The organism is Clostridia bacterium, assembly GCA_026414765.1.
GTDB lineage: Bacteria > Bacillota > Clostridia > Acetivibrionales > DSM-27016 > SKW86.
Window position 1 is genome coordinate 1 of sequence record JAOAIJ010000016.1, and the last position, 20,820, is coordinate 20,820.

Consider the following 20,820-nt stretch of genomic DNA (forward strand, 5'->3'; position numbering starts at 1 on the left):
TCTTCAACTGTTTTATATTTAAGCTTAATTATCCTTAAAACTTTCATTTTTACCCCCCTGTATTAATTTACCAGTGCGTTACACTATAGATAATATTTAAATTTAAATCCGCATTTGAAATTGTAGCCCCCCCTGCTAGTAAGGAGGGGGGAAAGTCGATACTTGGGGTCTTTTGCTAGGGTCTTTGCCCGGAAGGTGAGGCATCACCAAAAGTTAGGTTATCATGGCTACTCGCATAACTAACGGGTCATTTCTATGGGGTCGCTCGCCCTTATTGTCAAGAAAGCTTTCGCGGCATAAGAAGTATTTCTAACGGGTCACGAGCAATTTATTCCACGTTCTTTCATTGACAATCAGGAACCTACGCCATGATTCTGACACCTCAGGCGATGCCCCACCGGGCAAGCTAATAAGCATAACCGTCTGCGGATACTCATGTGGGGGGACCCCCGAGAACCCCTCCACATGAGCCTCTCCTTCGACGGTTATGCAACCTCGTTTTCATTTTCATTTTCAAATATTTCAGCAACCGGACTGTCAGATACATTAATAACCGCCTTTTCAGGCTCCACACCTTCCAGCCTTGCCCTTTTTCTTGCTTCGATTTTTTCAAGCAGCTGCGGAGACATTTTGAAGCCTTCAAAAAGCTTCATAGTGTCGTATTTATCCCCGTATTTCTTTTTGTAGCGGAAGAATTCCGACCCAACTCTTTCCTTTGCCACATACCAACGTTCTATAGCTACAAACAAAGAAAAGGGTAACAAGAAGAACAGGCCAAAGTTATTTACTTTGCGGTGTACTATTTCGGTTTCCACCATTGTACGAATCTGTTTATCAATCATCTTTTCGCCTTGGCAGCTCAGGATAAAATCAAACCCGAGTTTCCTGTGTTGTGAAAAGAAGTCAATCCATTCTGTCCGGTCGGCAGCTCCAACGTTCCTACTGTTATACTTTCCTCCTGCTTCATCATAAACAACTAAGCATTGGCTTTCCTTTTTGTTCTCAATATAGCCATATTCTATTGCATGCTCCAAGAGTGAGTTTACAGTTATATCAGCATTTAATTTGTAAAAGAATCTATCGGCATAACCTTTGGTCATTTCCTCTTCATCAAACTTTAATGGAAAGTTTGCTATGACATGTTTTCCTTTTCTAAGCCATTCCAATATTTCACGTACCAGATGCAAGCTTTTTCCGCTCCCTGGTGTCCCGGTATACATTGTTAACATATTATTCTCCTGCTGCCTTCGCCCACCTGAGCGGGATTCTTATTGCATAATATATTCCTACAGCTATAACATAAGCTTCTAGTACTACTACAAACTCCTGTACAGGTAAGAAGTAATTTATGTACTTTAACCATTGCTGGTCTAAGTTCCCAACAAATATAAAAGGGCTGTCAGGCAACAACAGTAGTATTGTTTGCAATACTTTTCCCAAAGCCGATATTATCCCGTTTATGATACCTATCATTATGTTGCACCCCCCAACAGTTTCCTTGTACCGAATATAAGGCCTACAATAAGAGCTACAAGTATAAAAGCCCTTGCAATCTTGAATATTCCGTCAAACTTTTTCAAATCGATTGTGAATCCTAAATCCTTACCCAATATTTCATCCCGCCATTTAATATCCCAACTTGGCGGATCAGGGCTATCTATAAGCAATAGTTTTACAGTTCTAAGCAAATCCCAGGGCAGGGAAAAAGGGAACTTCGTAGTAAACAGATTCCCTGCAACCTTTAACGGCTCAAAATTAATATCACCGCTAGTATCAAGGGATGTACTTGTTTCTGCTGCTGTACCTGTCCAGGTCAATCCATCAGCAGCGGTATATGTCCCAGTCCATGTTCTAGCTCCTGTTGCAGTCCACCCCCAAGTACCTTCCCATGTTCCTACCCTAGATAAATCCATATCCCCTGTTATAGTTCCTGTACCGGTAAATGTATATGTACCCATACCTGGGACACAATCTTTAAAAGCCCCTGTCCAATTGTTACGATATGTCACAGTGTTAGTTACTGAACCTTTTGGTATAACCTGTTCAATAGATTCCACTATATGTGGTTTGTCTACGGTTACAGGAAACTCGTTTAGCGCAGTTTCTTTAACTTTTATTGTGTCTCCTCTTTCTACACGTGTATCCATTAAGTCGTTATACTCAACACCTGTTCCATAAGCTTGACCACCTTCAGCCATTAACTTCCATTCAGGCTCCATCCTCATGCCTGTATTTTCTGTACACTTAAATGTTAATCTTACATCTACATTCTGTGTAATAGGCATTGTTATATCTTTTACTTTTATACCACTTGGGTTATATATTGTTAAGTTATAGTTATTTACATCAATTTTGTATTTGTTATATAAAGCCTTTATTCCTAAGCCTGTAGCAGCTAATTCGTATTCATACACCAACGCGCCTGTTACCCTATCTATAACTTGCAAATATGTATTAAGTGTTGCTGAAGCTCCTTCGCTCTGTTGCGAACTGTATATTCTTGTCTTTGATACTTTGAATTTACGGCTATATTCCATATGGTTTGTACTTAATAATTCCATTGACATTTCTGTTATTGAATCTATTACAACCTTACCAGACCATAAAAGCATATCCCCATTTACATATATACTTGTCTTGTTTGCTGATTTTAGATAGTTATAATAGTCGTAGAATATGTTACTCATTAATACTTCGTTTTTGTCTACACTTACTGAACCTGTTATTTCGTCTCCTCTTCCAATGCTTATTGCCCAGTTACAAAAATCTTCATACAGTGTTTTTACTTTGCCTAAATCCTTTGGTACATCATTTGCAGCTACATAAGTACACCCTGCTACACCTAAACCATACAAAACTAATTGTGCTAATTCAGACAATCCCCATGCTGCCGGTATTATAAAAGGTATTGCATGCGCTTCCTGATATTGTCCTAACCATACAAAACAGGTTATTAATACGCACAGTATTAGGCATAATACTTTCTGTACCTTATTATTTCTACATGTAAATTCCAATCTCCGACCCTCCTTTCACATACAAAAAACAACAGAGCTGCTGGACTCTGCTGTCTTTTGTATGTAGTTTTAGGCTGAAATTTTTTTAAAAATTTTCTTCGCAAAAGTTATTGCTTGCGGAGCTGCATATACACCAAGCGCAATTACTGCTATTGCTCCTATGGTCGCTATCAATCCAGTTGCTAAAGTTGTAAACATTGTATTTACTTCCGTTGGAAGTGTGCCCTCGCCTGCTGCGAATGCACTTATTGACATTATTGTCATTACTCCAACTGCCAATCCTGTACTGACTACTTTCTTATTCTTTAATATGTTCATACGTCTTACCTCCGTTAAAATTTAGTTGTTACTTTCCATGCGTGCCATAAACGGTTTATCTGCCATGCAGCACCACCACACGCTATTGCAAGTAGGAATCCCAGTCCGAAACCTTCTGAAAATACTGAAAAATCAAACATGTTGCACCTATATATTAAGCCCCTTCCAGCAGTTACAGGGTCTTAATGCCTTTACTCTTTCATTACTACCCAAAATATTAAGCCTACTAAAATTCCGCTTAATACTCCAAAGCAGAAATTCAATATTGTTGCTATGTTTTGAAGTAATTCAACCTCTGTCATATTACACTACCAACTCAAGAGCTTGGAAATACAATTCATCCTTATATGTCTGTACTTCTGCCTTAATCTTTATAGGTTTTCTGTTTGGTACGTTGTCTATTACCTTTTCAAGATTAACGTCTCTTACTGTCACCTGTACGGATTCAAACCCGTTCAGCATATGCAGCGTAACCCTTGTCTTGTCGTTCCTGGTCACCCTTTCAAGTGCCAGTTTTTCACCTTCCATTATGATTCCTTTCATGCTTTTCATGTAGCTTATCCCCCTTTCTTATATGTAAACGGGCGGGCTGTCATTTGCTGTTGGGGGTCACTTGAAGTCAATTCCTGATGGCAACTATCCGCCCGTTACTAATGTAATTATTTGTTGTACGTAAGACGTACAATATACAATTATTATAGTGTACGAAATACGTAAAGTCAATAGAGAATTTACGAATTATGTACAAGTGTTTTATGTTTTTTACTATATGATATAATTGATTTACGAATTCAGTAAAAAGAGGTTATTATGTTTAGTGGTGATAGACTTAAAATTTTGAGAAATAAAAAAAAACTAACTCAAATTGAGTTAGGAAAAATATTTAGTATTTCTCATGCTACAATAAATAGATATGAAAAAGGCGTTAATCAGCCGGACACAGAAACATTGAATAAATTAGCTGAGTATTTCGATGTTTCTGTCGACTACCTACTTGGAAGAACAAACCTAAAAGATGCTGACCTTCCACAAGGTTCTTATGTCCCTGAAAAAACTGTGAGAATTCCTATACTTGGAGTTGTACGCGCAGGAGAGCCACTTTATGCAGAGCAAAATATAGTAGGCTATTTTACTACCGATATAGATTTGCTTCCTTCCGGGGAATGTTTTTATTTGAAGGTAGTAGGCGATAGCATGAATCTTTCACATATTGTTGATGGGCAACTCATTCTCATCAGAAGGCAGGAGGATATAGAGAATGGGGGAGTTGCCCTGGTATTAGTAAATGGAGAAGATGCAACTATTAAAAAGTTTTATAAAAATGATAATTTAGTTACTTTGATGCCGAATAGTTCTAATCCGGTGCATCAGCCAAGGGTCATTGATTTGAAAAATACACCTGTAAAGGTTATTGGTAAGGTTATTGGGACTTTTATTAGTTTTGAGAGATAATAAGAATTTGATTGGGGGAACTGAAATGCCAGAGGAAAATATTGGATGTTTAGGGTTTGTTCTCAAGCTGTTTGGGCTTATACCAAAAGACAATATAGCTATTGACGAGAACACAAAACTACCCTATGTTCTGAGGGATGATTTTCTATCACCCGCGGAGCGCTCATTTTTCCAAATGCTTCAACAAGTAATTTCCAATAAAGCTGTTATTTGTCCAAAAGTTTCATTAAAGGATATATTCTTTGTTAAAACAAAGGATAATAAAGACTTTTATTCCTATAATAATAAGATTCATCTAAAACATGTTGACTTTCTAATTTGTTCAAAATCAGATTTGAAGCCTGTTTGTGGAATTGAGTTAGATGATACTTCACATCAAAAGGAAGACAGGGTGCAGAGAGATATTTTTGTGGATAAAGTATTTAAAGATGCTAACTTACAGTTAATCAGATTTCAAAATAAAAAGAGCTATACAATGGCAGAGATTGAGGAAAGGCTGAGTCCAATAATTAATAATGAAATTAATCTCAATGCAAACATTGCAAGTTCAGTCTTGCAGGAAACAGATATTCCTATTTGCCCTAAATGCGGAATTCCCATGACTTTGAGAACTTCCAGTAGGGGAGAGAATAAAGGGAAGAAGTTTTTCGGATGTACTAATTACCCGAAATGTAGAGAAATTATGGAAATACAGGATTCTACATAAATACAATTTCGTATAATTATAAGTATTATATAACAAAAAAGCCTCTGAACAGAGGCTTTTTATATTATCTAGTACATAAATACCGTTCATTCTTTTTTTCAAATTCCTTATCTAACATTTCTTTTACGGATTCTTTAGTTTTATTTGTATCGGTTATACCCTCTTTATTGGTACTAGTGTCCTTTAAATTATAACTTTCTTTAATATAACTAATAAAATATTTATCATTATTAACCTTATTCATTTGAATCTACCTCCCTACAATTATTATAGTAATTTTCAAAGAAGTGGTGATTTAATTCAGGTTTAAAATAGTGTTTCCGCTTAATCCAAACGAATCCATCACCTTTTGATATTATTGCTACATCAATTGGTCCACCTACAGTCTGAGAATATTCATCAACTGCCACTTGTCTCTTAAAAGATGTTAAGTTTACTAAGGATTCTGCCATTGAAGCAAGTTCATCTTTAGGTAACACTCTTATTGCCCTTAAAATAGGGAATAGATATGTCTTATTGGAATGTGCCGTAATTTCTTCTGTTAAATCTCTCCATCTTTCATTTAATGTATTTTTCAATGTTTCTCTATGAATCTTTCCCAAAATCGCTTCATCTAATTCATCAACTGCGCTTATAACTTGAGTATTAAATGCCCTGTTAATTACATTTAAATAGCTAGGGCTAATTCCGGTTAAAAATGTATCTACAGTATCGGTTTGTGCGAAAGGAACAATAGCAAAATCATTATCCGTATTTATTTCTACATGTTTATTCTTTATATATTTTATATACCCATTTATTATGCCTGATATTTCAAATGATACTAATATAGGAAAAACGTCCTTTTTTCCAAAACCTGCAATAACTAGTCCAGAATATCCACTTTCTCTTATTTCTTTCTTAAATACTTTAATGCAACTTATTTTTAACTTTTCTTTATACTCGTCACTTATAAGTGTAACAGGTATTTCGCTATTTATCAATTCTAAAATCAGGGTAGAATACTTAGTATTAATATAATTATCGTAATTTTCCGGCAAGTTATTTAGATCATTAAAATCATTAACTATATTATAATAGTTTTCGATGTTGCTATTTAGAATAACTTTTATTTGTTCTTCATTTGGTTTACATCCTATTGCAGCAGCTATATCATTGTAAGCTTTTTGAATCTGACTGTTTAAATCATCCAAAAACCATTTTATAGTATTTCTTATAAATCTTTCTTCATAATGTAAAAAGTTAAAGTTGTCACTTTTTAAATAATCAAAAAAACTATCGCAATAATCATTTATACTAGAAAACTCATTATCTTTAATATGCTCTCTATATTGCTTTATAATTATCTCCCAGGGGAGTCCCATAAATTCTGCATTATTATATACCATTATACTTACAGGGCTAAATTTTGATAACATAAAGAGTTTTTCTGCTGTGTTATAGAACTTATCACCATTACCAATTGTTACAGCGCTATCTGTAGCTAAGGCAATTGCCCTTTTATTCATTAAAGCAATTTGTGCTGTCATTTTTTACCTCACAATATTTATTATACATATTATTTTGACAAAGATTCCTTATTATGTCAATCATTTATATTTGTTAGGAATTAGAGAAGTTAATTTTTGCGAAAAATAAATATAATGTGTATTATGAACAACTACTATGACAGCTGTACATAATTAACCTTTTTTTGGCTTATTTCTCTTGAGTGTTCTTTTGCTTTAGTAATTGCTGTTTTTATTTCATTCTTTATTTCCAGTAACTCTGAACTACTTTTATCTAGTGCATCTACCATTTTTATCTTAAATATAAATTTATCTAACTTTTTTTCTAAGTCTTTACTGAGAGTGTCTAAGAGGCCATGGTTATAATGTATAGAGTCTATCAAAGCTTCGAGAAACATTTTTTTCTCTTCATTGTTACATAAATCTTCATTGGTAATGCTATTGGCGCTATCAATAAGTTTTGAAACTTTAGTACAAACATTATCTAGGTTATGAATTGAATCAATTATATCGATAAATTCATTTTGAAAATAATACTTATAATTTAATCCGTTAACTATTAGATCTGCCCTTGATTTTGCATCTTCCGGCTTTATAACATTAAAAATTAGATCCTTGTATACTTCCTCAAGTGCGCTAATAAATGGATTTTTAAATGTCTGTTTAATAAGTAAAGGAATTAAATATAATGTAGTAAATATTAATCCTGCATACTTAATGTTAATCAATAATAACTCACTTTTCATGTTTGTATAAAGGAAGGTTTTATAAGCGATGAGAATTAGGAATAGTGATATAATAATCTGAAGAACTTTATGAGCCTTATTTGTACCCATAGAACTTGCAGGTACAGGGAATGTATATTTTGAAAAAACGAAGATTAAAAGTGAAGAAATAATACCCCATGCATAGTAAGATATCATTAAAATTTTAAAACTACCTTGGAATAAACTTAAGTGAAGAATTAAGAATATAATAATTGAATACTTTGGTATGTGATAAAAAGATAATTTTTTACTTTCAACCAAAAGGAAGTTGCTGGTATAATAACGATTATTGTTTATCTTGAGTTTATTGATACTAAAACTAATAGGAAAGTTTCCAATAATTTGCTCAATGATTAGTAATAAAAGTATTATATATATAATTTGGTTAGCTTGACCAAATTTTTTTTCAATTTCCTGAATTAAGAGCCATATACAACCAGCTATTGCTGTTAATATTATCCATAGGTTCCAGCCTGGTTTAACATGTTCTTGCTTTAATTGATCTATTTGGTATCGTATTTGGGTAGCTATTGTTCCGTTAATATTTTGTGGCAACTGATCTTCAAGTATCATAGTTTCAGCCCCTTTACATTTTTACGACTTAATTCAAAAAGTTTTTTATATTACAAATTATATACTTTAGAGTCATTTTAAGTCAATTATTGCTACTGCAATAGCAACACAGCATAATGATAAGATTGCATTATAGAACATATGTTCGATGTGACTACGGATCAGAAGGTTGTGGATTCGATCTCTGCCGGGCGCGCCATTAACGAAGAAAGCCTTATGTTTCAACGATTTGAGACGTAGGGCTTTTTTCATACGATGAAATGGTGTCACTCTGATTTTTTGAACTTTTTTGCCTAGTCAGAGGGACACGTGTAGACTTGTTTTCAGCGAATCACAGGGAACGCATTTCCGCTTGATTACCCGTTTTGTAAATATTTTTTTAAGGGGACGGGAATCATGAAACAACGAATCAGTATGGCAAAGTTTACGCCAAATAAGACGGTGAAAGACGGTTATAAGGAATTTATCACGTCATGCAAGGTGAAAAACCTTTCCGAGCAAACAATATTTTACTACGACAAGAATATGAAGATATTCGAGACGTTTCTTGAAATTCAGGAAATATCGCTTATTAAAGAAATCGACCTGACTGTTGTCAACGAGTTTATTCTCTATTTGAAAGCCCTTGGCACTATGAATGATATCAGCATCAATACCGTAATACGTGCAATAAGGGCAATTCTTTACTACTTCCAAAAGCTTGGCTACTGTAAGCCGTTTAAAATAGGTCTCATAAAAGCGGATAAAACAATAAAAGAGACGTATACCGACCACGAGCTAAAGCTGCTGCTGGTAAAGCCCACGATGGAACAGTTTGCCGAATACAGGGATTGGGTAACAATTAACTTCCTATTAGCCACGGGCGTGAGGGTTGGAGAATTGGTAGGCATCCAGGTAAAGGACGTTGATTTCGAGGATTCGGTGGTTAAGGTGAAACGTGGTAAGTCAAGGCGTGAAAGACATATACCCCTGTCTAAAACAATCACGAAGGTTCTAATGGAATATATCAGTGTACGCCAATGCAGCAGCGAGGACGATTATTTGTTCTGTAATACCTTTGGGCAGAAGCTGACGGAGGACTTATGCAAGCACTCCGTATTGAGATACAACCGTGCCCGTGGCGTTAATAAGACCTCACTGCATTTGTTCCGGCATACCTTCGCAAAAATGTTTATCTCAACGGTGGCGACGTATTTAGGCTGCAAAAGATTTTGGGGCATAAAAGCATTGATATCGTCAAGGAATACGTGAATATGTTTACTAACGATTTAAAGGAGAATTTCGATGATTTTAACCCGTTGGAGAGTATAAGTAAGGGGAAAGGCAGCTACATTGATATGAAAAAGTTTAAACGGTAATGACGGTTAAGGGGGCGTACTGTAGATAGTCGCCCTTTTGCGTTACCTCTCGTATGACAAAGGAATGTCAGTTTGTATGACGTTTAGTGTCAGGTATGACAGGTGTGCTTATCAAAAATGGTTGATATAGAAAGATTTAACGCTTTTCAATGCAACGATTATGTCAGGCCGTTATACGTAAAACCGGTATGACACAGCGAGTTCTAAGATAAAGCACCTCTCACCCACGGGGGACTACCCCCTATTCTTTCGTTAAATAAGTGCTTCGACCGTAAATAATATATTTTGAAATCTGCGACTATAAGCCTTTGATCAAATCCGACCGGAATAACAATACATTAGCGATGCCCCGATGTTCCAAACCCTTTGTTTATCATAGGGACAAATCCGTCACCACGAAGGGACAGTTCTGTCACCACGAAGGGACAATTCTGTCACTACCGAAGGGACAATTCTGTCACTACCGAAGGGACAATTCTGTCACCACCGAAGGGACAATTCTGTCACCACCGAAGGGACAATTCTGTCACCACCGAAGGGACAATTCTGTCCCATTAACTATAACCATATAACTATATCCAATTAAACTATACCTAATAACTAAACGAAAAGAGTTATAAAGACCTACGGACTAATATAGGGTAAGGGCATAGATAAACCGTTTTCTATTTATAATAAAGCGATATTAAAGACTTTAAAAAGCATTGTCCTAACTCGGGTCGCCCCTGCCCCTTTCGGAAATGGGATGACTCGTCCGTGACTTTCTAAAGCACGCATAAATGTTATGTAAACTCATTCGTTCAAAAACGCCCCTATTTCCGATTTAAGGACAAGTGTAGTGGTTGATATTTATCCGTGGCTAAAGTATCTTAATACGCATTATAGGGCTTACGTTAAAGCCTAATAAGAACATTAAACCACCTCGCCACAATAATCGGAAACCGGCGAAAGGCAATGAAGAATTTACAATGGTTTATAGGGAACAGGTCGCCAAGTTCGTTTTGATAGCGAGAAACCACTAACCGATAACGAAAAAGCGTTCTTGTTCACCATGCTGCAGTTTTAGGATATAAAGGCGTAATTAATGCACCGGAAAAAGTGGTGTGCATAATGGGCCTGAACGTTACAAGAGCAGGAGAAATGATGGGCTGGAAGCATCCTGACCCATTAACAAGGTGCTGAAGTGTTTGCAAGAGAAGGGTATAATCAAACTTGTCGACAAACGTTCGAAATATATTGTTCCTAATATGCTGGTATTCTACCGTGGGAGTACAGACAAGCGTAACGCTCCGTATAATGAATATGGAAACCTAAATGTAAAGCCATCTGGTGGGGGAGGAAAAAATATTAGATGAAGGTATTCTGTTCCTTCATTAATAGACAGGCGGTGAGTGCTGATACTCTCGCCTTTTTTAGTTTATGGTATTAGTTTAGCAAACGGCTGTATGTTTAAAATATATAGATCGTCAACGTCATTGTTAATATATGGAGAAACTATTCGGTTTTTCATAAAACATATCAACTACCCTTTATTATAAAAAAATCCAATATTTGCAGGAAAATAAATATTTTCGTCGAATTTAATTAGTGATTGTGTGTTAATTATACCCAACAATGTAAAATTTATTATGGTGGTTATATGATATAAATGTTTTAAGAAAAGAGGTATTTGCTATGGCTAAGGAAAAGGTTGTTCAGCAAACTGAATTAGTTGAAAAAGGACAGACAAAAGCTGAAGAGAATTCTAGTTCCCAAAAGAAAAGAGTTAAAATATCTCAAAGCGACATTCCACGATTTAGTATTGAAAAGTCTCTTGTTGTCGCTAAAGCCTTATGGGATGAATTTGCGGGTAAAAGTGCTGAGCCACATATGATTGCAATGTCGTTAAACTTTACTCCCTCAAGTGGTCATTGGAGAAACCTTACTGGCTCTTCTATTGCCTATGGATTAACTGAGGGTGGTTATAACTCTTCCGAGATTGCCCTTACACCACTGGGTAAAGCTATAATAGCTCCCACATATGAAGGCGAGACAGAACAAGCCATTATCGAGGCAGTTTTAAAACCTAATATAATAAAAGCATTTTTTGAAAGGTATAATAAAGCAAAACTTCCATCGCAAAATATAGCACAAAATGTATTAATATCGATGGGAGTGCCGAAGGAAAGAGCAGAAGAAATTTATGACCTCATTTTAGAAAACGGCAAGTACTCTGGTATTATTAAGGATATAAAAACTGGGTTTTTTATTGCAATTAGTCCGAGTACTCGTAATAATGTAAGCCAGGTGGCGGAGGAAGAACCTGAATTGTCGCTAGAACAAGATGAGGAAGTCGAAATAGAGAGTTTTGCTAGAAAAATATCAGCACAACCAGAGCCGAAACCTGAAGTGATTACTGGTGCTATTGTTAAAGAGAAAAACAATAAAGTTTTTATATCTCACGGAAAAAATAAGCAAGTTGTCGATCAACTAAAAGAGATCATTAAATATGGCAAGTATGAGCCTGTAGTTTCTGTAGAAAACGAAACGCTATCTAAACCAGTTCCAGATAAGGTTCTAGATGATATGCGTTCCTGTTTTGCTGGCGTGATTAACGTACATAGTGAGGGCGAGTTACTTGATCCTGAAGGAAAAAGACATATAAAGATTAATGACAATGTGCTTATTGAAATAGGAGCTGCTATGGCTTTGTTTGGTGGGAATTATGTTCTATTGGTACAAAAAGGTGTCCAGCTTCCGTCTAATTTGCAAGGATTATACCGGTGTGAATACGAAGGGGATAAATTAGATTTTGAAGCTACTATGAAGCTACTAAAAACTTTTAATCAATTCAAATAGAGTATTTTTATAGGGTCACTAATAAGCATTTTTTAGAGAAGGATTCGTTACATAAACGGATCTTTTCTGTTGTTAATGAAATAAACATTCAAGATAAAGCATAAAGATTTGCAATTTTAGGGAATGAGCCTTTGAAATATGCTATAATTATTTAAAAGAAGGTGTAACATGAATATATACCTTGATATGAACGTTTACTATCGCCCTTTTGACGACCAAACGCAGCCTAGAATAGAACTTGAGTCAAAGGCGATAGAAATAATATTTAAGCTTATTGAACGGTGGCAATATAAAGTGCTTTGGTCTTATATGTTAGACTTTGAAAACGATCGGACGTCATCAAAGGAAATGAGTGAAGATATAAAAGTAGTCGCTGAGATTGTTTGTTCGGAAACCGTTGTATGGAATGAAGCTATCGGTATAATGGCTAAAGAAATTGTAGAAAAATCTAATGCTCGAAGTAAGGATGCTTTACATCTTGCGTGTGCAATATACGGAAAATGTGAATACTTTATAACATGTGATAATCGATTTATCAGAACAATAAAACATAATGAGCAGGCCTTAAAGCACGTATTAGGTTCGATTAAGCTAATGAACCCCGTAGATTTCATTGGGAAGGAGCTGGAGAACGATGTTAACGAATAAAAATAACGATATGACCGATGCTGAAATTATAGAAAAGGCTAATAAGGCGATAATAAAAGAGCTTGGTGTTTCCGGGTATATGCGGTATTTACGACTGAGACAGCCGAATAACGATGGTAAGGATTATGTAAAAGAGCAGGAAGAATTATATAAGGATTTATCTGTTGATGAGTTGTCTCAGATGGCTCGAAAGCATTGGGAGAACACGAAATAATGTTACCATCAACAGTAATAAAATACCGTTGAAAGCCGCCCTTTACCGATGTACAATAAAACTATACAAAAACGGTAATCAAATTGAATGCGTTGACACAGATAACGGTGAAATCCGCTCACTCTGCGGATTTGAAGGACGTTAATGGTGGGTCGGGACTACGGATCAGAAGGTTGTGGATTCGATCTCTGCCGGGCGCGCCAAATGCGAAAACCCTACAGTTTCAAGACTTGTAGGGTTTTTATTTTTTTTGTAAGATTTCTGACCAAAGGGTAGTCAGATGATTGTTGTTTTTACTGGAAAGTAGGTTTTATGCGGATTATTGGACTTTGACCATAAATGATCAGAGTGATCAAAACCTACAAAAGGTAACGTCATAGTTTGCCAATTTTACACTTTTAGATTATAATGTGGCTAAAATTAATATACATTTGTTTGAAACTATGAATTAATGGTTATTATGTAATTTCGCCAATAAATAGGAATTTATAGAGGACAACACAATGCAAAATGAAGCAAAATTGATTATACTAAGAGGAAATTCTGGAAGTGGAAAATCTACAACAGCAAAGATGTTACAAAGAAAATTTGGTAGAGGTACTTTAGTAATACCTCAAGATACAATAAGGCGTGAAATGCTATGGGTAAAAGATGAGAAGGGTACAAAAGCTATTCCACTGCTAATTGGACTAGCGAAATATGGAAAACAAAATTGTAACATTGTTATTGTAGAGGGAATTTTATATTCTGATCTGTATATGGAACTATTCGAGATGTTAAAGTTAGAATTTAACAATATATATGCATATTATTATGACATAACGTTTGAAGAAACTTTAATTAGGCATCAAACAAAGCTGAATCGCAATCAATTTGGAGAAAATGAAATGAAGCGTTGGTGGAGGGAAAGAGATTATATAGGTATTATACCGGAAAAAAGTATAACCAATGAACTAAGCTTAGAGGAAATTGTACAAATGATTTTTTCAGATGTTATGAGCAAGTAATATCCAATTTATGGTTGAGATACTCCGTACTCTTTATAAAATACAAATGATAGGCTAGAAGCATCCTGACACCATTAACAATGTTTTGAAGGGTTTGCAGGAGAAGGGTATAATTAAGCTTGTCGGCAAACGTCCAAAATATATTGTCCTCAATCCATTGTTATTCTACCGTGGGAGTGCAGGAAAGCGTATAGCTGAGTATAATGAATATGAAAAACTTACTGCTAGACCAACAGCAGAGGTTGAAGAAAAAGGATTGCATAATGGAACAGAATACCTCCATTAATAATTAGGCGTTGAGTGCGTATACTCTCGCCTTTTTTATTCCGACCGCTCGTGCTTAAGCTGTACGTATACTCATTTTTGAGTAATAGGGGAAAGAATGCCAAAATAAAGTCTGCAAACCCAGTAATAGTCCATAGTGACAAATCCGTCCCTTTGAGGTGACAAAACTGTCCCTACGTGGTGACAATTCTGTCCCATTAACTATAACCATATAACTATAGCCATTAACAATAACCGTATATATAATATTTTAGAATACTAAATGGATTACATAGAAGCAAAACCGCTAAAATCCCATGAGGTAAATATCTACCTATCCGTGAGGTGAACACTTATCCATGAGAAACAACAGCAACAAAGTATCATAAACTCTATATAACCACCGGGGACAAATCATCCCTGGCGTGGTGATAGAATTGTCCCATCATAAGAACAATGCTATTCTATTGATAAAGATAAAATTATCCTATAGTGAGATAATGTATAATGATTAAGTCAAAATTTATTGCAAATATTTAATGATTAGCTTAAAATCTAGAGTAATTAATGAGTTATAGTTGTTTATAAAGGTAGGTTAAAATTAAGATTATGAGCCATTTATTAATATTTTTGCATTTTATTTCATTCACCACAGGCATCGGACTAATAGCCTTGATTTACTATTTCAACAATAGATATAAGAACAAAACTGCAAGGTGTGTAATTTTAGTTGATATATTTTATACCTTTGTCTTGTTTATGGATACTTTGGATTTATACTTTCGAAAAAATTTTGAGTATTACCCCATAAGTATTCATAAAAGCATTACTATTTTATTATATATTTTTAGTATCGTGGGTTTGTATTTTTTTTCATTGACAATACATTATATAACAGACAACCAATTATCAAAGTCGAAAATGGTGTTTTTTGTATTCTTATTTTTAATATTTGTTGGTGGGGTTGTATGGGAACTTTTTTATACATTCTCACTTATTTCAATCAGTATAACTGCGAAATTTGTTATTTTTACATTGAATATAATTTTAATCATTAATTTATTGCTAATATTCAGGGGGATAGATAAGATAAAAAAGGAACTAAAACCATTAGTTCTTTCATGTTCAATTTTTATTTTGTTCTCAATTTTATATTCTTTTCTAATCAATATTTTTAATAATTTACCTCTATTCTTTTACAAGGTTCCGATTTCCCCAGTCGTGTACTTTTATGTAAATTTAGCCGGAATTATATATGTAAAAAAGTATATCTTTGCAATGAATGAAAATGAAAAACAGGTCAACGATATAGTAGCTTGTTATGATTATATAAAGCTATATGATTTCAATAAATTAGCAATATCATATGAATTAACTGAAAGAGAATTGGAAATAGTCCGGCACATTGTCGATGGACTTAGTAACCAGGATATTGCTAAAAGATTGTTTATATCACCAAATACAGTAAAAAATCACATTTACAACACATATAAAAAAATTGGAATAAAAAACAGATTTGAACTTATAAGTTTGCTATCCAAAATGAAATCTGAATCTAAACTTAATAATCAAATATAATCAATTTTTTGCAATAGTACTGTATTACTATATGGTTATTAACTCAAATAGTAGTGTTTTACTATTGCTTTCTTATGCACGTTTATCTATACTCCAATTAAAAATTTGTTTGAATCATGAATACACGGGGGGATTATTGTGAGTATAATAAAAAAAACTTTGTTGATTGTGGGAGTCGTACTTATAATATTTTTTACAATTATTATTGTACGGACAATCACTTTTAAATCGAAACAAATTAAAGAAGTTAAACCTATTGATATGATTAAATTTAATGATGAGAGAATAATTAATCATATTTCACAAGCTCTGAAGTATAAGACCATATCTTTTACAGATGCTACTAAATTCGATTATAATGAATTCGACAAACTAAACGAATATATTGAGCAATCTTTTCCCAATATTCATAAAAACTTAAAAAGAGAAATAGTAAATCAGCACAGTCTGCTCTATACTTGGGAGGGTAAAGATCGAACTTTGGAGCCTATTATGTTAACAGCACATACAGATGTTGTTGGTGTAGAGGAAGAAACTGAAAATGATTGGATTCATTCTCCTTTCTCAGGAGACATTGCAGACGGTAAAATTTGGGGAAGGGGTGCAAGAGATAATAAAAGTCAAGTAACGAGTATTTTAGAGGCAGTTGAATATTTACTGGGAAATGGTTTCACTCCGAAAAGGACTATTTATATCGCTCTCGGACATGACGAGGAAGTTTTGGGGATAAATGGTGCAGCAAAGATTGCTGAACTTTTAAAGTCGAGAAAAGTAACCCTCGATTGTGTTATAGACGAGGGTGGTGCTATACAAGACAAAGCTATTCCCGGCATTAAAGAAAAAGTTGCATTAATAGGTATTGGAGAAAAAGGATATTTAACACTTGAATTATCTGTTAATACAAAAGGCGGTCATTCAAGTTCACCAGTAAAAAGCACTTCAGTAGGAATTTTAAGTAATGCCATAGTGTGTTTGGAAAAAAGTAGATTTTCATCATCCTTAATCGGGATAAAACCAATGTTTGAATTTGCTGCACCAGAGATGAAATTTCCTTACAACATGATAGCGTCTAATTTGTGGGCTACTGGCGGTATTATAAAAAAGATTATGGATACTTCTCCTGAAACAAATGCCAGTATTCGGACAACGGGAGTTGTAACAATCTATGGCGGTGGATTTAAAGACAACGTTATACCCTCATATGCCAGTGCAACTATGAATTTTAGAATACTTCCAGGTGATACTGTGGATAGTGTAATAAAGCATGTAAAAGAAATTATAGATGACTCAAGGGTGAACACAAGCGTTATAGGGTTTAACAATAATCCTCCACCTGTCTCATCGGTAGAGACAAACAGCTTCAAAAAAATACAAGCATCAATAAAGCAGGTATTTCCTGATACAATAAGTGTGCCATATCTTGTAACTGGTGGTACAGACTCTAAGCATTATTCCGTCTTAACTCCAAATTTATATAGATTTACTCCATCAATCAAAGAAAAGGACGAAAATTCCCATGGAATTAACGAAAGGATTCCAATTGATAATTATAAGCAATATATTATGTATTATATTCAAATAATCAAAAACTTTCAAAACTAGTAGATATACTGAATGGAGCGTCCACACTTTAATTGGTATATGGCGTATAAGGTTAAGATTTAATAAAAATAATTTGCAAAGTTATATTTTGAGTTATCGGAAGTATACTCGAGGAAAAGAATACCGTTTGGTTGGCATCACAAAATCGTTAAAAGACGCTTTCTAACGAGGGATAAGAAAACTATACAAAAGCGGTAATCATACTGAATGCGTTGACACAGATAACGGTGAAATCCGCTCATTCTGCGGGTTTGAAAGTTGTTAATGGTCGGGGCTGCGGATTAGAAGGCTGTACATTCCATCTCTGCTGGGTGCGTCCAAATGCGAAAACCCTTGATACTCGACGCCCCTGACAAAACTAAGGAGGATACATTTATGCAGAAGCAAAACAATAAAAACAACGGTGTCAAAATGCTTGCTACTTGTATAGGTGAGTTTGCAGGCGGTGTTAGAACCGCTTATGACGAGCGTCTTGACAATAAAGCAAAAGCGGAACGACTTGCACAGGAATTTGAGAGAATGCGAAGGGCTGTCAACTGTTACAAATTTGTTTGTGTAGAAATGGCAGAGGTGTTTTCGGTGATAGAAAAGGCCGTAGACTGTATCGAAAGGACACAGCCAGAGGAGATTCGGCTCCCTTTTAATCCTGCTCATTTCGTTGACGGCGAAACCTATTTCTACTACAAACTGAATAAAGCATATGACAGAGAAGAAACACCAATGCAGACGATTCTGGATACAATTAACAAAGTTTGTTTGGACAGATACAAACAAGGGTTTTCTCCGTTTCTAACTCCACGTGAATGTAAGATTGAAAAATGCATTGGCCATTATATTGTAAGTGTCGGTCAAGCAACGCAATTGCCAAATATGCCCCTGAAAAACAAAGGATTAGGGCATCACGTTGGGTTGTTTCACTATGTCGAAGGTAGTGACTACGCATATATTAGTTCAAAACAGCCTCAATACTTCACTTATGGCCGAGTGTTCCAATTATTGGATTGTGGCTATTGGGTAAATGTGCGATTGGATTATGATGGCTATATTACAACATCGTCTGGGGAACGATATCTTTCGAAAAATTTGCACGGTTGCTACGCAAGAATCTCTGAGGCAGACTTATAAGCAGCTTTACAGAAAGAGGAGCGGAAGTGGAGCGCCTTTGGCGCGTAACTTCCGCCCCTCTTATTATCTTGATTATACACAAATATGAATGACCATATAGAGGTTATTCATATTGACCGTAAATCGGAAAATCTCCTAAGTTACATAAAACTTAATAAAGAAACCTACGCAGTCATTGACCGTAATACAGGAGAAATCCTTGAAACTAAAGAGTACAAGCTTAATGAGAACAGGGCACAAAATACATCTGGCTTAAAACGAACTATGAAAAACATCCGCGATTTAATTAATAACAACTTTACAGGTGCAAACAATGAGCTTTTCTTAACCCTAACCTATCGCCACACTGATGGTAAGCCAATGACTGACGTAAACAAGGCCTCAAGTGATTTTGAACATTTTATTAAGAGGTTCCGTCGTAAATGTCGTAAATTCCCTGACATTGAATACATTGCCGTTTTAGAGCCTCAGGAGAGCGGTGCTTGGCATTGGCACTTACTGGTGATGTTTACTAATTGGACAAGAGATAGACAAATTAAGATAGATAACAATGCCGTTATTGAGCCACTTTGGAGACACGGTTTTACTAAGACAAAAGCACTAAATAACAATGATAATATTGGTGCTTATCTCAGCGCGTATCTTACAAACGTTGAAATCAACGAGCAAAACAAAGACGTTGTTTTTAGTTCTGTGTATAAAAGCGGTGAGGAAATTGTAATTGCGGAGAAAGAAGTGAAAGGTGAGGCTGGCAAAAAAATAAAAAAGAAATTTATAAAAGGTGGCCGCCTGCATTATTATCCAAGCGGGACCAATATATACAGATGCAGTCGAGGTATCAAAAAACCGACACCACAACTTATGATTTACTCCGAAGTTAGAGAAACAATAATTGGAGATAAAGTACCTGACTTTGCTCGAACTATCGTAATTGAGGGAGAAATAAACGATGGCGGAATTACGCGAACTCTTAACACCATTACATACGAGCATTACAACCTAAAACGCAAGACTAAACTACAGACAATATCTTCTCAACCTACAAGCTAAAATGAGCAGTTACCTTTATAAAAAAGGTAGAAGTTTGCTGGGGTATGGGGGTTGCAGACCCCCATAATACCTCTGTAAACTCTGTCGTGGAGTAAACATAGCACTAACGAAGATAATGCTTTTACCCTAACTATTCCAGAATATCCGGAGGCTCATTAACATAATCCGGAATATTGTCACGGATATCTCGTAATGACTTTGCTTTCTCAAGCATTTTCATTGTGTCTGAATGAGGTCTCGCATATATGCCGTCCCAAAAATATTCATCATATTCCTCTCCTACAGGGAAAGCGAGTACTGGCTCGGTCAAAGAAAACTGAGCGGTTTTCCCATTTGCCTGCCCGCTGGCATCAACTTTAATCCAATGGTAGTCAATATATATTGCGTTGTAACAATGAACGGCATAGCCCAACGAGTCATCATTTGCAATCGTCATGCGCTGAAAGCAAAAACCAGTCGGAATACATTGCGTTCTCAATAACGCCGCAAAAAGATTGGCTTTTGCATGGCATATTCCAGTCTTATTTGCCAATGCTTCGGACGCCCTTGCCGTAATCACTTTTGCCCCTATTTCGAATGAGTGAGGGATTTCATCTCTTACATACTCGAACGCAATCTTAGCTTTTTCAACATCTGTTTTTATGTTATGAAATAATTCATATGCCTTTTCCGTTATTATCGACGATGAAAAATCAACATATTCATCCTCTGCCAAAAATAATGATAAATCCATACCTATACCTCTTTCTCAGATAATATAAATTTTCTGCACAATACATCTAAATGCATTCAGTT

At 35.3% G+C, this 20,820-nt stretch carries 22 protein-coding genes; 13 read left to right on the forward strand and 9 right to left on the reverse strand.

What is annotated here, in order from left to right; translation table 11 throughout:
* Positions 1-485: 485 nt before the first annotated feature.
* The 5 genes from N3I35_04750 to N3I35_04770 form a co-directional block, all read right to left on the reverse strand.
* Positions 486-1,229, reverse strand: coding sequence for a zonular occludens toxin domain-containing protein (locus tag N3I35_04750; GenBank protein ID MCX8129393.1), 744 nt, complete (start codon positions 1,227-1,229; stop codon positions 486-488).
* Between the two features lies 1 nt (position 1,230).
* The gene (locus tag N3I35_04755; protein MCX8129394.1) at positions 1,231-1,473 is read right to left on the reverse strand and encodes a hypothetical protein; all 243 of its coding nucleotides are present in this window, start codon (positions 1,471-1,473) and stop codon (positions 1,231-1,233) included.
* Positions 1,473-3,017 carry a hypothetical protein gene (locus N3I35_04760; protein MCX8129395.1) on the reverse strand — a complete coding sequence of 515 codons (1,545 nt, stop codon included), beginning with the start codon at positions 3,015-3,017 and terminating at the stop codon, positions 1,473-1,475. The genes N3I35_04755 and N3I35_04760 overlap by 1 nt, the downstream gene beginning before the upstream one ends.
* 69 nt (positions 3,018-3,086) lie before the next feature.
* Complete coding sequence (locus N3I35_04765; GenBank protein ID MCX8129396.1) at positions 3,087-3,335, reverse strand: hypothetical protein; 249 nt, start codon at positions 3,333-3,335, stop codon at positions 3,087-3,089.
* A 303-nt stretch (positions 3,336-3,638) separates the two neighbouring features.
* Positions 3,639-3,887, reverse strand: coding sequence for a hypothetical protein (locus N3I35_04770; protein MCX8129397.1), 249 nt, complete (start codon positions 3,885-3,887; stop codon positions 3,639-3,641).
* Between the two features lie 258 nt (positions 3,888-4,145).
* Between N3I35_04770 and N3I35_04775 the strand changes: the two genes are divergently transcribed.
* Both N3I35_04775 and N3I35_04780 read left to right on the forward strand, forming a co-directional pair.
* The gene (locus tag N3I35_04775) at positions 4,146-4,787 is read left to right on the forward strand and encodes a helix-turn-helix domain-containing protein (GenBank protein ID MCX8129398.1); all 642 of its coding nucleotides are present in this window, start codon (positions 4,146-4,148) and stop codon (positions 4,785-4,787) included.
* 25 nt (positions 4,788-4,812) lie between these two features.
* Positions 4,813-5,493 (forward strand): DUF2726 domain-containing protein, encoded by a 681-nt coding sequence (locus tag N3I35_04780; protein MCX8129399.1) that lies wholly within the window; start codon positions 4,813-4,815, stop codon positions 5,491-5,493.
* 64 nt (positions 5,494-5,557) lie between these two features.
* Here the strand turns inward: N3I35_04780 and N3I35_04785 are convergent, their stop codons facing one another.
* The 3 genes from N3I35_04785 to N3I35_04795 form a co-directional block, all read right to left on the reverse strand.
* Positions 5,558-5,737, reverse strand: coding sequence for a hypothetical protein (locus N3I35_04785; protein ID MCX8129400.1), 180 nt, complete (start codon positions 5,735-5,737; stop codon positions 5,558-5,560).
* The gene (locus tag N3I35_04790; protein MCX8129401.1) at positions 5,730-7,022 is read right to left on the reverse strand and encodes a hypothetical protein; all 1,293 of its coding nucleotides are present in this window, start codon (positions 7,020-7,022) and stop codon (positions 5,730-5,732) included. Before N3I35_04790 ends, N3I35_04785 begins: the two co-directional genes overlap by 8 nt.
* 134 nt (positions 7,023-7,156) lie before the next feature.
* Positions 7,157-8,341, reverse strand: a complete 1,185-nt coding sequence (locus tag N3I35_04795; GenBank protein ID MCX8129402.1) for a hypothetical protein — start codon at positions 8,339-8,341, stop codon at positions 7,157-7,159.
* Between the two features lie 396 nt (positions 8,342-8,737).
* Between N3I35_04795 and N3I35_04800 the strand changes: the two genes are divergently transcribed.
* The 11 genes from N3I35_04800 to N3I35_04850 all read left to right on the forward strand — a co-directional run bounded on the left by N3I35_04800 (position 8,738) and on the right by N3I35_04850 (position 20,025).
* Entirely contained in the window at positions 8,738-9,592 is an 855-nt protein-coding gene (locus N3I35_04800; protein MCX8129403.1) for a tyrosine-type recombinase/integrase, read from the forward strand.
* 1,294 nt (positions 9,593-10,886) lie between these two features.
* Positions 10,887-11,054: a hypothetical protein gene (locus N3I35_04805; protein ID MCX8129404.1), complete on the forward strand. Its 168-nt coding sequence runs from the start codon at positions 10,887-10,889 to the stop codon at positions 11,052-11,054.
* Positions 11,055-11,373: 319 nt separating this feature from the next.
* Complete coding sequence (locus tag N3I35_04810) at positions 11,374-12,537, forward strand: nucleotide-binding protein (protein ID MCX8129405.1); 1,164 nt, start codon at positions 11,374-11,376, stop codon at positions 12,535-12,537.
* A 186-nt stretch (positions 12,538-12,723) separates the two neighbouring features.
* Positions 12,724-13,185, forward strand: coding sequence for a PIN domain-containing protein (locus N3I35_04815; protein ID MCX8129406.1), 462 nt, complete (start codon positions 12,724-12,726; stop codon positions 13,183-13,185).
* Complete coding sequence (locus N3I35_04820; protein ID MCX8129407.1) at positions 13,172-13,399, forward strand: hypothetical protein; 228 nt, start codon at positions 13,172-13,174, stop codon at positions 13,397-13,399. The genes N3I35_04815 and N3I35_04820 overlap by 14 nt, the downstream gene beginning before the upstream one ends.
* 503 nt (positions 13,400-13,902) lie before the next feature.
* Positions 13,903-14,406, forward strand: a complete 504-nt coding sequence (locus N3I35_04825) for a kinase (GenBank protein ID MCX8129408.1) — start codon at positions 13,903-13,905, stop codon at positions 14,404-14,406.
* Positions 14,407-14,500: 94 nt separating this feature from the next.
* Positions 14,501-14,692: a hypothetical protein gene (locus N3I35_04830; protein MCX8129409.1), complete on the forward strand. Its 192-nt coding sequence runs from the start codon at positions 14,501-14,503 to the stop codon at positions 14,690-14,692.
* A gap of 899 nt (positions 14,693-15,591) precedes the next feature.
* The gene (locus N3I35_04835; GenBank protein MCX8129410.1) at positions 15,592-16,248 is read left to right on the forward strand and encodes a helix-turn-helix transcriptional regulator; all 657 of its coding nucleotides are present in this window, start codon (positions 15,592-15,594) and stop codon (positions 16,246-16,248) included.
* A 138-nt stretch (positions 16,249-16,386) separates the two neighbouring features.
* Positions 16,387-17,850 carry a M20 family peptidase gene (locus N3I35_04840; GenBank protein MCX8129411.1) on the forward strand — a complete coding sequence of 488 codons (1,464 nt, stop codon included), beginning with the start codon at positions 16,387-16,389 and terminating at the stop codon, positions 17,848-17,850.
* 321 nt (positions 17,851-18,171) lie between these two features.
* Positions 18,172-18,975, forward strand: coding sequence for a hypothetical protein (locus N3I35_04845; protein ID MCX8129412.1), 804 nt, complete (start codon positions 18,172-18,174; stop codon positions 18,973-18,975).
* An 84-nt stretch (positions 18,976-19,059) separates the two neighbouring features.
* Positions 19,060-20,025, forward strand: a complete 966-nt coding sequence (locus N3I35_04850) for a hypothetical protein (protein MCX8129413.1) — start codon at positions 19,060-19,062, stop codon at positions 20,023-20,025.
* 130 nt (positions 20,026-20,155) lie between these two features.
* Here the strand turns inward: N3I35_04850 and N3I35_04855 are convergent, their stop codons facing one another.
* Positions 20,156-20,758: a transglutaminase-like domain-containing protein gene (locus N3I35_04855; protein ID MCX8129414.1), complete on the reverse strand. Its 603-nt coding sequence runs from the start codon at positions 20,756-20,758 to the stop codon at positions 20,156-20,158.
* Between the last annotated feature and the right edge of the window lie 62 nt (positions 20,759-20,820).